Consider the following 13553-nt stretch of genomic DNA (forward strand, 5'->3'; position numbering starts at 1 on the left):
ATCGGGGCGGGCAGATGCAAGCACGATCGACGCAAACAGCCAGTTCGGTCCGGCAAAAACCAGGGACGCCATGGTAAGCTCGCCGCCTCTTTTGCTGCCAATACTGACTCACCGTGCCGCACTCAATCGACTCTTCCGATGCTTGCCAATGGCTGACCCAGAGCCTTCTGCACCCTGCGCCTGCGCCTTTGACCCTCAATTGGCTGTTCAACGAAGACTCACTGACACGGCGGCTGACGTGGCTGTCCAGCGACGGTTTCAGCGTGACGCCACTGTTCGAAGGGTGGCAGCCACTGCGCGATGATGAATGCGCTGCCCTGGCACTGGCCCCGGCCACTATCGGCTGGGTGCGTGAAGTGTATTTGCGTGGGCAGGGCCAGCCTTGGGTGTTCGCGCGCAGTGTGGCGGCGCGCAGTGCCTTGCAGGGCGACGGCTTGCATATGGATGAGTTGGGCAGCCGTTCACTGGGTGAATTGCTGTTTTGCGACCAGGCATTCACCCGCCAGGCCATTGAGGTGTGCCATTACCCGCGACAATGGCTGCCCACGACGGTCCAGACCGACGGGCTGTGGGCGCGCCGCTCACGCTTCGATCGCGGTTCGCTGAGCGTGCTGGTGGCGGAGATCTTTTTGCCGAGCTTCTGGCACGCGCTGCATGCCCATCCGGAGAACTGCTGATGTATCAAAGCCTGCTCAAATCCCTGAACCGCCTGAACCCGAGGGCCTGGGATTTCATTCAGTTGACCCGGATGGACAAACCCATCGGCATTTACTTGCTGCTGTGGCCGACGCTGTGGGCACTGTGGATTGCAGGCAAAGGTTCGCCGTCCCTGATCAATATTGTGATTTTCGTGCTGGGCGTGGTGCTGACCCGGGCGGGCGGCTGCGTGATCAATGATTGGGCCGACCGCAAGGTCGACGGCCATGTGAAGCGCACCGAGCAGCGCCCACTGGTGAGCGGCAAGATCAGCTCCAAGGAAGCGCTGGTGTTTTTTGCGGTGCTGATGGGCATCAGTTTCCTGCTGGTGCTGTTGACCAACGCCACCACTGTCCTGTTGTCCCTCGGTGGTTTGGCTTTGGCGGCGAGCTACCCGTTCATGAAGCGTTACACCTATTACCCTCAAGTGGTGCTGGGCGCGGCGTTTTCCTGGGGTATGCCGATGGCGTTTACCGCCGAGACCGGCAGCCTGCCCGCCGCCGCGTGGCTGCTGTATATCGCCAACCTGCTGTGGACGGTGGGCTACGACACTTATTACGCGATGACCGATCGCGATGACGATTTGAAAATCGGCGTGAAATCCACCGCCATTTTGTTTGGTGAAGCTGATCGCGTGATCATCCTGACCCTGCAAGGCCTTTCGCTGGCGTGCCTGCTGCTGGCGGGCGCACGGTTCGAGCTGGGCGGCTGGTTCCACCTGGGCTTGCTGGCGGCGGCGGGCTGTTTTGCCTGGGAGTTCTGGTACACCCGCGACAAGGACCGGATGAAGTGCTTCAAGGCGTTTCTGCACAACCACTGGGCCGGGCTGGCGATATTTGTCGGGATTGTGGCGGACTACGCATTTCGCTGAATGCTGTAGGAGCGAGCTTGCTCGCGAAAAACCTGAGAGCGCTGTTGTGTGTCAGGCACCCAGCGTTATCGTTAACGCCCTTCGCGAGCAAGCTGGCTCCTACAGGGGTGATCAGGGCTTGATCACATGCCACGCCCCACCCTTGCCATCACCCGTCTTGTCACCCGCCTTGTGGTCATCCTTGTAGGTGTAGACAGGCTTACCGTCATAGGCCCACTGGCTGGTCTGGTCGTCGCGAGTGATCACCGTCCATTTGCCCGTCGACGTATCGGTGGACTCAGCCTTGAGCGGCGGCCAGTTGGTCGCGCACTGGTCCTTGCACACTGACTTGCCGTCGGCATCCTTGTCGAAGGTGTAGAGCGTCATGCCCTTGTGGTCCACCAGCATCCCGTCTTTCGTCATCGCGGGTTCCGCCGCGAACGCCAGGGTCGGTAGCGTCAACGCTGCCGTTACCAGCAGGGCTTTCCAGGAAATCGTGCTGTAAGTCATCGGAACCTTCCTTTTTTGGTTGTCAGGATTCGGACCCAAAGCGTAGTCCAGAGAGGCGGGAATTGCCCGAGCGACTAAATTACTGTCACACGACTGCAATAATTCCGTTATCTAATGCGGCGCAAGACAGTTAAATGACAAGAGGATTTTTGAGCATGGTTGGCAGGAGCATTCTGATTGTTGACGACGAAGCGCCCATCCGCGAGATGATCGCCGTTGCGTTGGAAATGGCCGGCTACGACTGCCTGGAGGCGGAGAACTCCCAGCAGGCCCATGCCATTATCGTCGACCGCAAGCCGGACCTGATCCTGCTGGACTGGATGCTGCCCGGCACCTCCGGCATCGAACTCGCCCGCCGTCTCAAGCGTGACGAGCTGACCGGGGACATCCCGATCATCATGCTCACCGCCAAGGGCGAAGAGGACAACAAGATCCAGGGCCTGGAAGTCGGTGCCGATGACTACATCACCAAGCCGTTTTCCCCACGCGAACTGGTCGCACGCCTGAAAGCCGTGCTGCGCCGCGCCGGCCCGACCGATGGCGAAGCACCGATTGAAGTCGGTGGCCTGTTGCTGGACCCGATCAGTCACCGCGTGACCATCGACGGCACGCCGGCCGAGATGGGCCCTACCGAATATCGCCTGCTGCAGTTCTTCATGACCCACCAGGAACGCGCCTACACCCGTGGCCAACTGCTCGACCAAGTGTGGGGCGGCAACGTCTATGTGGAGGAGCGCACCGTGGATGTGCATATCCGCCGCCTGCGCAAAGCCTTGGGCGAGGCCTACGAGAATCTGGTACAAACCGTGCGCGGCACTGGCTACCGCTTCTCCACCAAAGGCTGAGCCCGTCCCTTTTTTCCTTAACAGCTGACAAGGACGCATGTTTAAGTGAACCAAAACTGGCATGGCACCCTGATCCGCCACATGCTTTTGCTGATCACCGGCTGCCTGTTGGTGGGCCTGGTCAGTGGCTACTACGGCTGGAGCCTGGCAGTCGGCATTGCCTTGTACCTGGGTTGGACCCTCAAGCAACTGCTGCGCCTGCACGAATGGCTGCGCCAGCACAAACCCGACGAAGCACCGCCCGATGGCTACGGCCTGTGGGGCGAAGTGTTCGACAGCATTTACCACCTGCAACGACGCGACCAACGGGTGCGCGGGCGCCTGCAAGCGGTGATTGACCGGGTGCAGGAGTCCACCGCCGCGCTCAAGGATGCGGTGATCATGCTCGACAGCGACGGCAACCTGGAATGGTGGAACCGCGCCGCCGAAACCCTGCTGGGCCTCAAAACGCCCCAGGACAGCGGCCAGCCGGTGACCAACCTGGTGCGCCATCCGCGCTTCAAGGAGTACTTCGAGCAGGAAAACTACGAAGAAGCCCTGGAAATTCCCTCACCCACCAATGACCGCGTACGCATCCAGCTGTACCTGACGCGCTACGGCAACAATGAACACCTGATGCTGGTGCGCGACGTCACCCGCATCCACCAGCTGGAACAGATGCGCAAAGACTTCGTCGCCAACGTCTCACATGAGCTGCGTACGCCTCTGACCGTGATCTGTGGGTACCTGGAGACGCTGCTGGACAACGTCGACGAGATCAATCCGCGCTGGAGCCGAGCCCTGCAGCAGATGCAGCAGCAAGGTTCACGCATGCAGACGCTGCTCAACGACCTGCTGTTGCTGGCCAAGCTTGAGGCGACCGATTATCCCTCGGATAACCACCCCGTCGCCGTACAAAGCCTGCTGCAAACCATCAAGAACGACGCCCTGGCCCTCTCCGGCCAACGTGGGCAACAGATCACCCTGGAAGCCGACCCGAACGTGCTGCTCAAAGGCAGCGAAGGTGAGTTGCGCAGTGCGTTTTCCAACCTGGTGTTCAACGCCGTGAAGTACACCCCGGACAAAGGCAATATCCGCATCCGCTGGTGGACCGACGAACAGGGCGCGCACCTGAGCGTGCAAGACTCCGGCATCGGCATCGACGCCAAGCACCTGCCGCGTCTGACCGAGCGTTTCTACCGCGTCGACTCCAGCCGCAACTCCAATACCGGCGGTACCGGGCTCGGCCTGGCGATTGTCAAGCATGTGCTCTTGCGCCACCGTGCGCGCCTGGAAATCAGCAGCGTGCTGGGGCATGGCAGTACGTTTACCTGCCATTTTCCGCCGACGCAGATGACCCGTTCGCGGGGGGGCACTGCCGATGAATAACCTGAGAACGACCCAAACCTGAAAGGTGAAGGCGGGCGTGCTCACGAATGCGGTGGGTCAGCCATGAAGGTGTTGACTGACCCACCGCATTCGCGAGCAAGCCCGCTCCCACATTAGATTTCCAGCGTGTCGAAGTGCGTATTCCACGCCCCGCCCGGCAGTGGGCACTAGGCAAGCGCCCCGTCAGCCGCTACATTGGCCGACTTGCGCCTGCCCTTCAGGCCCACCTGCCACCCCTTATTGAAAACACGGAACCTGCAAAACCCCATCATGGACCCTTCCCCTGGTATCACCCTCGCTACACTCTTCGCCGACTTCGGCATGATTCTTTTTGCACTGATCCTGGTACTGCTCAACGGTTTCTTCGTTGCGGCGGAATTTGCCATGGTCAAACTGCGCGCCACCCGGGTCGAGGCGATCGCCCACAAAAACGGCTGGCGCGGGCAAATCCTGCGTACCGTGCACAGCCAGCTTGATGCCTACCTGTCGGCCTGCCAGCTGGGCATTACCCTCGCCTCCCTGGGCCTGGGTTGGGTCGGTGAGCCCGCCTTCGCGCACATCCTCGAACCGCTGCTGGGCGCCGTGGGCGTCGAGTCGCCGGAAGTGATCAAGGGCGTGTCGTTCTTTGCCGCCTTCTTCGTGATTTCCTACCTGCACATTGTGGTCGGTGAGCTGGCGCCCAAGTCCTGGGCGATTCGCAAGCCCGAGCTGCTGTCGCTGTGGACGGCGGTGCCGCTGTACCTGTTCTACTGGGCCATGTACCCGGCGATCTACCTGCTCAATGCCAGCGCCAACGCCATCCTGCGCATTGCCGGCCAAGGCGAGCCTGGCCCGCACCATGAACACCATTACAGCCGCGAAGAACTCAAGCTGATCCTGCACTCCAGCCGTGGCCAGGACCCAAGCGACCAAGGCATGCGTGTACTGGCTTCCGCCGTGGAAATGGGCGAGCTGGAAGTGGTGGACTGGGCCAATTCCCGGGAAGACCTGGTCACCTTGGACTTTAATGCGCCGCTCAAGGAAATCCTCGCGCTGTTCCGTCGCCACAAATTCAGCCGCTACCCGGTGTATGACGCGGTGCGCAACGAGTTTGTCGGCCTCTTGCACATCAAGGACCTGCTGCTGGAACTGGCAGCCCTGGACCACATTCCCGAGTCGTTCAACCTGGCTGAGCTGACCCGCCCGCTGGAGCGTGTGTCGCGACACATGCCGTTGTCGCAGCTGCTGGAGCAGTTCCGCAAAGGCGGCGCGCATTTCGCCCTGGTGGAAGAGGCCGACGGCAAGATCATCGGCTACCTGACCATGGAGGACGTGCTGGAAGTGCTGGTGGGCGATATCCAGGACGAACACCGCAAGGCCGAACGCGGCATCCTGGCTTATCAGCCGGGCAAGCTGCTGGTGCGCGGTGACACCCCGCTCTTCAAGGTCGAACGCCTGCTGGGTGTCGACCTGGACCACATCGAGGCCGAAACCCTGGCCGGCCTGATCTACGACACCCTCAAGCGCGTGCCGGAAGAGGAAGAAGTGCTGGAGGTGGAAGGTTTGCGGATCATCATCAAGAAGATGAAAGGGCCGAAGATCGTGTTGGCCAAGGTACTTCTGCTGGATTGACCCTCAATTGCCCAACGCAAAGTTGGGCAATGCACCCACCGGCTGGTTGAACTCATACGGGATCGACACCAGCCCCGCCTCGGTGGCGCGCTGCACCACAAAGTGCAGGTGCGGCCCGCTGCTGTTGCCGGTATTACCCGACAACGCCAGCGGGCTCCCCACCGCCACACGCTGCCCAGCCCGGACACTGACCGAACCTTGCTTGAGGTGCAGGTAAACGCCCTCGGTGCCATCATCGTGGCGCACCCTCACGAAATTCCCCGACGCATCACTGCCCCGCCCGGCCTGCTCGTTTTCGGTCTTCACCACCACACCGCTGCGTGCCGCAATGATCGGCGTACCTTCGGGCATGGCGATGTCCATGGCGTACCGGCTTTTGGCGTCTGTATGGCTGAACGTGCCGTTGGGGCCTTGGGTCATACGAAACGGCCCGCCACGCCAGGGCAAGGGATAGCGGTGCGCCTGAGGTGGGTAACGGGAAGGCGGCCTGTCAAGTATCGGCCGTTCGAGCTTGCGCTCCTGCATCACGAATGCCTGGGCACCCGGCGTATAGCGATCGCTGAAAAACACCACGCCATTGGCATCGATGGATTTGTAGAGGGTCATGGCCTGGGTCGACACGGTGACCGTGGCCAGCCCGCAGCACAGCAAAAAGCGCATGAGCATGGCGTGAACCTGCCGGGATAACGGAACGGCAGGCTAACAAGGGATCATGACAACTTTAGACTGGCAGCCCGCTGAAACAAATATCCACGTTCATTTAGGCAGACGCCGACAGTCAGATAATCGGTCAATTTCCGGTATCAAGAGGTCAGGCACCCGGCACAAAGTGCTTCTGCGCCGTACCCCGTGCGATCAGGCGAGAGATGTAGTCGAGCTTCTGCGCGTCCTGGTCGATAAACCGGAAGGTCAGCTGCAACCAATCGCTGTCAGGCTTGGGTTCGAAGGCGACGATGGCGTGCAGGTAGCCGTTGAGACGGGCCACTTCGGCATTCTCACCCTGCTCCAGGTCGAGCACGGCGCTTTCCAGTACCTGAGGCAACACTTCGCCACGGCGCACCACCAGCAGCGCTTCCTTGATGCTCAGCGCCTTGATCACGCATTGCTGGCTGCAGCTGGACAGGCGCAGTTGGCCCTGGCCACGACCGCCGGCCGGCGCCGCTGAAGGTGCCTGTACCGGTGGGTTGTTGAGCAGGCCTTTGTTGGGCACAGGCGCCGCAGCAGCAACCGGCGCTGCGCGTGCGGCTTCCGGTTTGCCACCGGTCAGCGCGCTGAGTGAATCGTTGCCGAAAGCCGAGTTCATTTTGGTCGGTGCACTGGCGACCAGCGCGTCGAGGCGACCGATCTTGTGCAGGGCTTGCTTGACCTTGTTCAGCAACTGCTCGTTGGTGAACGGCTTGCTGACATAGCCCGAAACGCCGGCCTGGATGGCCTGGACCACGTTTTCCTTGTCGCCACGGCTGGTCACCATCACGAACGGCATGGCCTTGAGGTGAGGCTGCTCGCGGCACCAGGTCAGCAGTTCAAGGCCAGACATCTCCGGCATTTCCCAGTCGCACAGCACCAGGTCGAAGCTCTCGCGCATCAGGATGGCCTGGGCCTTTTTGCCGTTCACCGCGTCTTCAAGCTTGATCCCGGGGAAGTAGTTGCGCAGGCACTTCTTCACCAGGTCGCGGATAAACGAGGCGTCATCCACCACCAACACACTGACTTTACTCATCGACCCTTCATCCTATTAACACTTCGGCACGCAACACGCCTGACTGGTGGCATTTTGCCAAAACTCTGTAGTCACGTTGGGAATTTATCTCACTCAACGTGCAAAAAATTCAGTGGCCGCAAACAAAAACGCCCGACCAAAGGCCGGGCGTTAATTTCTCGGGCAACCTTACTTATCGTCAGATTCGCCCGGAACATTAGGGATAAGATCCGCCGAACCTTCAACTTCGGCCTTCATGCGCTTGAGGCCCATGTGCCGAACGTCGGTCCCGCGCACCAGGTAAATCACCAGTTCCGAGATATTGCGTGCGTGGTCGCCGATGCGCTCCAGAGAACGCAGTACCCAGATAATGCTCAAGACCCGCGAAATAGAGCGTGGGTCTTCCATCATGTAAGTCGCGAGTTCACGCAGCGCGGTCTTGTATTCGCGGTCGATGATCTTGTCGTACTGCGCCACCGAGAGTGCCAGCTCAGCATCGAAGCGGGCAAAGGCGTCAAGGGCATCGCGCACCATGTTGCGCACCTGATCACCGATGTGGCGCACTTCCACGTAACCGCGTGGCGCTTCGCCTTCTTCGCAGAGCTGGATGGCGCGGCGGGCGATCTTGGTGGCTTCATCGCCGATGCGCTCCAGGTCGATCACCGACTTGGAGATGCTGATGATCAAACGCAGGTCGGACGCCGCCGGCTGGCGACGGGCCAGAATGCGCAGGCATTCTTCGTCGATGTTGCGTTCCATCTGGTTGATCTGGTCATCGATCTCACGCACTTGCTGGGCCAGGCCCGAGTCGGCCTCGATCAGCGCAGTCACGGCGTCGTTGACTTGCTTCTCCACCAGCCCGCCCATCGCCAGGAGGTGACTGCGCACTTCCTCAAGCTCGGCGTTGAACTGCGCGGAGATGTGGTGGGTAAGGCCTTCTTTGCTAATCATGTTGGCGTCCTTGGAGCGTCCGGTAAGGTGCGGAGAACCGCAGCGTCAGTGCGATGAGAACCACAGCTCTCTAGCCGTATCGACCGGTGATGTAGTCTTCGGTCTGCTTCTTCGCCGGATTAGTGAACAGGGTATCGGTATCGCCGAACTCCACCAGTTTGCCCATGTACATGAACGCGGTGTAGTCGGAAACCCGCGCCGCCTGCTGCATGTTGTGGGTCACGATGACGATAGTGAACTTGGACTTGAGCTCGTAGATCAGCTCTTCGACTTTCAGCGTCGAGATCGGGTCGAGTGCCGAGCACGGTTCGTCGAGCAGCAGCACTTCCGGCTCAACGGCGATGGTCCGCGCGATCACCAGACGCTGCTGTTGACCACCGGACAGGCCGAGGGCTGACTCGTGCAGACGGTCTTTGACTTCGTCCCACAGCGCCGCGCCTTTCAAGGCCCACTCGACTGCTTCGTCGAGGATGCGTTTCTTGTTGATGCCCTGGATGCGCAGGCCGTAGACCACGTTTTCGTAGATGGTCTTGGGGAACGGGTTGGGCTTCTGAAACACCATGCCCACGCGGCGACGCAGCTCGGCCACGTCTTCGCCCTTGCGGTAGATGTTGGTGCCGTAGAGGTTGATCGCACCGTCTACGCGGCAGCCGTCCACCAGGTCATTCATGCGGTTGAAGGTCCGCAGCAGTGTGGACTTGCCGCAACCCGACGGGCCGATGAAGGCGGTCACGCGCTGCTTGGGGATGTTCATGCTGACGTCGAACAGTGCCTGTTTTTCACCGTAGTACAGGCTCAGGCCCGGCACTTCGATGGCCACGGTTTCCTGGGCCAGGCTCAGGCTCTGCTTGTCGCGCCCCAGGGCAGACATGTTGATGCCGTGGGTGTGGGTGTCTTGTTGCATGGGATGCTCCCTGTGCTACCAATTCGTTTCATTGAACCGCAGGCTTCTGGATCGGGCTGGCGGCTTACTAAAAAGCTGTGTCTGGCGCAGTTCGGTGTGGGAGCGGGCTTGCTCGCGAAAGCGGTGTGTCAGTCAGCACATGTGTTTCCGATACACCGCTTTCGCGAGCAAGCCCGCTCCCCCATTCAGTCCGCGCTCACTTCAATTAGCTGTCCAACGCTTTATATTTTTCGCGCAGGTGGTTACGGATCCACACCGCCGACAAGTTGAGCGTGGCGATCACCAGCACCAGCAGCAACGCGGTGGCGTACACCAGCGGTCGTGCGGCTTCAACGTTGGGGCTCTGGAAGCCGACGTCATAGATATGGAAGCCCAGGTGCATGATCTTCTGGTCCAGGTGCAGGTACGGGTAGTTGCCGTCCAGCGGCAGCGACGGCGCCAGTTTCACCACACCGACCAGCATCAGCGGCGCCACTTCACCGGCGGCGCGGGCCACGGCGAGGATCATGCCGGTCATCATCGCCGGGCTGGCCATCGGCAGCACGATCTTCCACAGCGTCTCCGCCTTGGTCGCGCCCAGGGCCAGGGAGCCTTCACGTACGGTGCGAGGAATCCGCGCCAGGCCTTCTTCAGTGGCTACGATCACCACCGGCACCGCCAGCAGTGCCAGGGTCAGCGAGGCCCACAACAGACCCGGCGTACCGAAGGTCGGCGCCGGCAGGGCTTCGGCGAAGAACAGGCGGTCGACCGAGCCGCCCAAGACATACACGAAGAAGCCCAGGCCGAACACGCCGTAGACGATGGCCGGCACACCAGCCAGGTTGTTCACGGCGATACGGATGACGCGGGTCAGGGTGTTCTGCTTGGCGTATTCACGCAGGTACACCGCCGCCAGCACGCCGAACGGGGTGACGATCATCGCCATGATCAGGGTCATCATCACGGTGCCGAAGATGGCCGGGAAAATCCCGCCTTCGGTGTTGGCTTCCCGTGGGTCGTCGCTGAGGAATTCCCAGACCTTGCTGAAGTAGAAACCGACCTTGGTGATCGTGCCCATCGCGTTCGGCTGGTAGGCGTGCACCACTTTGCCGATGCCGATTTCGACTTCCTTGCCGTTGCCGTCACGGGCGGTCAGGGCGTCGCGGTTGAACTGGGCATGCAGGTCGGCAAGACGCGCTTCGATGTCCTGGTAGCGGGCATTCAGCTCGGCGCGGTCGGCGTCCATGTCGGCCTGGGCGGCAGCGTCGAGCTTGCCTTCCAGTTCCAGTTTGCGGCCGTGCAGACGGATGCGTTCAAGCCCGGCGTTGATCGCGCCAATGTCGGACTTCTCCAGGGTCTTGAGTTGGGCGGCCAGCTTGTTGACGCGCTCGACACGGGCTTGCAGTTCCGGCCACGCGGCTTCGCCTTCGGCGACGACCTTGCCATCCTGCTTGACGTTGACCAGCGTGCCGTAGAAGTTGCCCCACTCACGGCGCTCGATGGTCATCAGGTTCGCAGGCGTGGTCTGGTCCTTGAGCCACTCGCCGACGATCCAGGTGAAGTCGTTGCCGTTCAGGTCGCGGTTGCCGACCTTGATCAGCTCGCGGGTCATGAATTCCGGACCTTGCTCCGGCACAGGCAGGCCAGCGCTTTTCAGGCGCTCACGCGGTACTTCTTCTTTCTGCACCACTTCGCCGATGACGATATGGTTGGCCTGGCCCGGTACGGTGTAGTTGGCCTGGATCAGGTCGGCTGGCCAGAAGTGGCCCAAACCACGTACCGCAATCACGGCCAACAAACCAATGGTCATGATGACCGCGATGGACACCGCGCCACCGCTGATCCAGACGCCGGGGGCGCCGCTCTTGAACCATCCATTCAGGGAGTTCTGTTTCACAGACTTCTACCTTTCTTAAAGCGACGAGTATTTCTTGCGCAGACGCTGACGGATCAGCTCGGCGAGGGTGTTCATGATGAAGGTGAACAGCAGCAGCACCAGCGCCGAGAGGAACAGCACGCGGTAGTGACTGCCGCCCACTTCCGACTCGGGCATTTCCACCGCGACGTTGGCCGCCAAGGTGCGCAGGCCTTCGAACAGGTTCATCTCCATCACCGGGGTGTTACCGGTGGCCATCAACACGATCATGGTCTCGCCGACAGCACGCCCCATGCCGATCATCAGCGCCGAGAAGATGCCCGGGCTGGCGGTCAGGATCACCACGCGCGTCATGGTCTGCCACGGCGTGGCGCCCAGGGCCAGCGAGCCCAGGGTCAGCCCGCGAGGCACACTGAATACGGCGTCTTCGGCGATGGAATAGATGTTCGGGATCACCGCGAAACCCATGGCCAGGCCGACGACCAGGGCGTTGCGCTGGTCGTAGGTAATGCCCAGGTCATGGGAGATCCACATGCGCATGTCGCCGCCAAAGAACCAGGTTTCCAGGTACGGGCTCATGTACAGCGAGAGCCAGCCCATGAACAGGATCACCGGGATCAGGATCGCGCTTTCCCAACCATCGGGCACCCGCAGGCGGATCGACTCAGGCAGGCGGCTGAACACGAAACCGGCGACCAGGATGCCAATCGGCAACAGCATCAACAGACTGAAGATGCCCGGTAGATGCCCTTCCACATACGGCGCCAGGAACAGGCCGGCGAAGAAGCCGAGGATCACCGTCGGCATTGCTTCCATCAGTTCGATCACCGGCTTGACCTTGCGGCGCAAGCTCGGGGCCATGAAGTAGGCGGTGTAGATCGCCGCGGCAACGGCCAGTGGCGCCGCCAGCAGCATGGCGTAGAACGCGGCCTTCAGGGTGCCGAAAGTCAGCGGGGCCAGGCTCATCTTGGGTTCGAAGTCGGTGTTGGCGGCGGTCGATTGCCAGACGTATTTAGGCTCGTCGTAGTTCTCGTACCAGACCTTGCTCCACAACGCGCTCCACGACACTTCCGGGTGCGGGTTATCGAGCATCAACGGTTGCAGCTTGCCGCCGGCTTCGACGATCACCCGGTTGGCCCGTGGCGACATGCCGTACACGCCTTGGCCATCGACTACAGGGTCGACCAACAGGGTGCGGTGCGCGGTGCTGTGAAACACGCCGAACTGGCCGGAAGCGTCGAGGGCGGTGAAGCCTTTGCGGCGCTCTTCGGCGGAAATTTCTACGATAGGCGTGGTGCCCATCTGGAAGGTGCGGATCTGTTTGAAGCGCTGCTCGCCATCCGGATCGCGGGCCATGAACCATTGGGCCAGGCCGCCCTTGGAGTTACCGATGATCAGCGAGATACCGCCCACCAGCTGCGTGCTGGCGGTCACCTCGGCATTGCCGTCTTCGAGCAATTTGTAACGACCATTGAGGCTCTTGTCGCGCAAGCTGAACACGTCGGCCAGGGCGCGGCCGTTGATCACGTACAACCATTGCTGGCGTGGGTCGATGAAGATCGCCTTCACTGGCTCGGTCATCTGCGGCAGTTCGATGCGCTTTTGCTCGCTGGTGACTTCGCCGGTCATCATGTTTTCTTCGCGGCTCAGGGACAGCACGTTCAAATGCGAACCGGCGGAACCTGCAACCACCAAGGTGGAATCAGTGGCATTAAGGGCGACGTGCTCCAGCGGGCGACCGGCGTCATCCAGCACGATCGGCGTTTCACCGTAGGGGTATTCGATCGCAGGCGTGATGGTTTTCTTGCCGTCCGGGTAGGACACCTTATACGTGTGGCGGAACACCATGGACTGGCCATTGGACAGACCCAGGATCACCAACGGGCTACCGGGCTGGTCTTCACCGATAGAGGCAACGCTGGTGCCAGCGGGCAGTGGCAGGTCGACGCGCTTGAGTTCAGCGCCGGTTTCCACATTAAAGAACAACGCCTGGCCCTTGTCGGAAACCCGCATGGCGACTTGGTTCTGTTCTTCGAGGGAGATCATCAACGGCTTGCCCGCGTCCTGGATCCAGGCGGGAGTCAGGGCGTCTTCCTTGGTCAATGAGGCGCCTTGGAACAGCGGCGCGACGACATAGGCCAGGAAGAAGAAAATCAGGGTAATGGCGCCGAGGACGGCGAGGCCGCCGACCAGCACATACCAACGGGTCAGGCGATCCTTGAGCGCGCGAATGCGGCGCTTGCGTTGCAGCTCAGGCGTATTGA

The 13553-nt window shown here is 61.1% G+C and carries 12 protein-coding genes; 5 read left to right on the forward strand and 7 right to left on the reverse strand.

Going from position 1 to position 13553, the window contains the following annotated elements; all coding sequences use genetic code 11:
• Window positions 1-113: 113 nt before the first annotated feature.
• Both BMZ57_RS12475 and ubiA read left to right on the forward strand, forming a co-directional pair.
• The gene (locus tag BMZ57_RS12475) at window positions 114-677 is read left to right on the forward strand and encodes a chorismate--pyruvate lyase family protein (RefSeq protein ID WP_029529030.1); all 564 of its coding nucleotides are present in this window, start codon (window positions 114-116) and stop codon (window positions 675-677) included.
• A complete protein-coding gene (ubiA, locus tag BMZ57_RS12480; RefSeq protein WP_069672965.1) occupies window positions 677-1567 on the forward strand; it encodes a 4-hydroxybenzoate octaprenyltransferase in 891 nt (296 codons plus the stop codon). The genes BMZ57_RS12475 and ubiA overlap by 1 nt, the downstream gene beginning before the upstream one ends.
• A 111-nt stretch (window positions 1568-1678) precedes the next feature.
• Here ubiA and BMZ57_RS12490 read toward each other — a convergent pair whose 3' ends face one another.
• Window positions 1679-2056: a COG4315 family predicted lipoprotein gene (locus BMZ57_RS12490; RefSeq protein ID WP_010207569.1), complete on the reverse strand. Its 378-nt coding sequence runs from the start codon at window positions 2054-2056 to the stop codon at window positions 1679-1681.
• Between the two features lie 155 nt (window positions 2057-2211).
• Here BMZ57_RS12490 and phoB point away from each other — a divergent pair, with 155 nt between their 5' ends.
• The 3 genes from phoB (at window position 2212) to BMZ57_RS12505 (ending at window position 5880) form a co-directional block, all read left to right on the forward strand.
• Entirely contained in the window at window positions 2212-2901 is a 690-nt protein-coding gene (phoB, locus tag BMZ57_RS12495; protein ID WP_010207570.1) for a phosphate regulon transcriptional regulator PhoB, read from the forward strand.
• Window positions 2902-2982: 81 nt separating this feature from the next.
• Window positions 2983-4269, forward strand: a complete 1287-nt coding sequence (phoR, locus tag BMZ57_RS12500; protein ID WP_197999134.1) for a phosphate regulon sensor histidine kinase PhoR — start codon at window positions 2983-2985, stop codon at window positions 4267-4269.
• A 270-nt stretch (window positions 4270-4539) separates the two neighbouring features.
• On the forward strand, window positions 4540-5880 hold the full coding sequence (locus BMZ57_RS12505; protein WP_010207573.1) for a hemolysin family protein: 1341 nt from the start codon (window positions 4540-4542) through the stop codon (window positions 5878-5880).
• A 3-nt stretch (window positions 5881-5883) separates the two neighbouring features.
• Here BMZ57_RS12505 and BMZ57_RS12510 read toward each other — a convergent pair whose 3' ends face one another.
• The 6 genes from BMZ57_RS12510 to BMZ57_RS12535 all read right to left on the reverse strand — a co-directional run bounded on the left by BMZ57_RS12510 (window position 5884) and on the right by BMZ57_RS12535 (window position 13359).
• On the reverse strand, window positions 5884-6546 hold the full coding sequence (locus tag BMZ57_RS12510; protein WP_010207576.1) for a M23 family metallopeptidase: 663 nt from the start codon (window positions 6544-6546) through the stop codon (window positions 5884-5886).
• Window positions 6547-6691: 145 nt separating this feature from the next.
• Window positions 6692-7600: a response regulator gene (locus BMZ57_RS12515; RefSeq protein ID WP_069672966.1), complete on the reverse strand. Its 909-nt coding sequence runs from the start codon at window positions 7598-7600 to the stop codon at window positions 6692-6694.
• A gap of 168 nt (window positions 7601-7768) precedes the next feature.
• Window positions 7769-8530: a phosphate signaling complex protein PhoU gene (phoU, locus tag BMZ57_RS12520; protein WP_010207581.1), complete on the reverse strand. Its 762-nt coding sequence runs from the start codon at window positions 8528-8530 to the stop codon at window positions 7769-7771.
• A 70-nt stretch (window positions 8531-8600) separates the two neighbouring features.
• On the reverse strand, window positions 8601-9434 hold the full coding sequence (pstB, locus tag BMZ57_RS12525) for a phosphate ABC transporter ATP-binding protein PstB (RefSeq protein WP_010207582.1): 834 nt from the start codon (window positions 9432-9434) through the stop codon (window positions 8601-8603).
• A 205-nt stretch (window positions 9435-9639) separates the two neighbouring features.
• On the reverse strand, window positions 9640-11310 hold the full coding sequence (pstA, locus tag BMZ57_RS12530; RefSeq protein ID WP_021492577.1) for a phosphate ABC transporter permease PstA: 1671 nt from the start codon (window positions 11308-11310) through the stop codon (window positions 9640-9642).
• 15 nt (window positions 11311-11325) lie between these two features.
• Entirely contained in the window at window positions 11326-13359 is a 2034-nt protein-coding gene (locus BMZ57_RS12535; protein ID WP_175439659.1) for an ABC transporter permease subunit, read from the reverse strand.
• Between the last annotated feature and the right edge of the window lie 194 nt (window positions 13360-13553).

Origin of the sequence: Pseudomonas simiae (genome assembly GCF_900111895.1) — a bacterium.
In the GTDB taxonomy this organism is placed as follows: domain Bacteria; phylum Pseudomonadota; class Gammaproteobacteria; order Pseudomonadales; family Pseudomonadaceae; genus Aquipseudomonas; species Aquipseudomonas simiae.

Coding starts and splice junctions, on each gene's coding strand:
- BMZ57_RS12510 (WP_010207576.1), bottom strand. CDS start 6,546: ATGCTCATGCGCTTTTTGCTGTGCTGCGGGCTGGCCACGGTCACCGTG.
- BMZ57_RS12490 (WP_010207569.1), bottom strand. CDS start 2,056: ATGACTTACAGCACGATTTCCTGGAAAGCCCTGCTGGTAACGGCAGCG.
- phoR (WP_197999134.1), top strand. CDS start 2,983: ATGCTTTTGCTGATCACCGGCTGCCTGTTGGTGGGCCTGGTCAGTGGC.
- ubiA (WP_069672965.1), top strand. CDS start 677: ATGTATCAAAGCCTGCTCAAATCCCTGAACCGCCTGAACCCGAGGGCC.
- BMZ57_RS12505 (WP_010207573.1), top strand. CDS start 4,540: ATGGACCCTTCCCCTGGTATCACCCTCGCTACACTCTTCGCCGACTTC.
- phoB (WP_010207570.1), top strand. CDS start 2,212: ATGGTTGGCAGGAGCATTCTGATTGTTGACGACGAAGCGCCCATCCGC.
- phoU (WP_010207581.1), bottom strand. CDS start 8,530: ATGATTAGCAAAGAAGGCCTTACCCACCACATCTCCGCGCAGTTCAAC.
- BMZ57_RS12515 (WP_069672966.1), bottom strand. CDS start 7,600: ATGAGTAAAGTCAGTGTGTTGGTGGTGGATGACGCCTCGTTTATCCGC.
- pstB (WP_010207582.1), bottom strand. CDS start 9,434: ATGCAACAAGACACCCACACCCACGGCATCAACATGTCTGCCCTGGGG.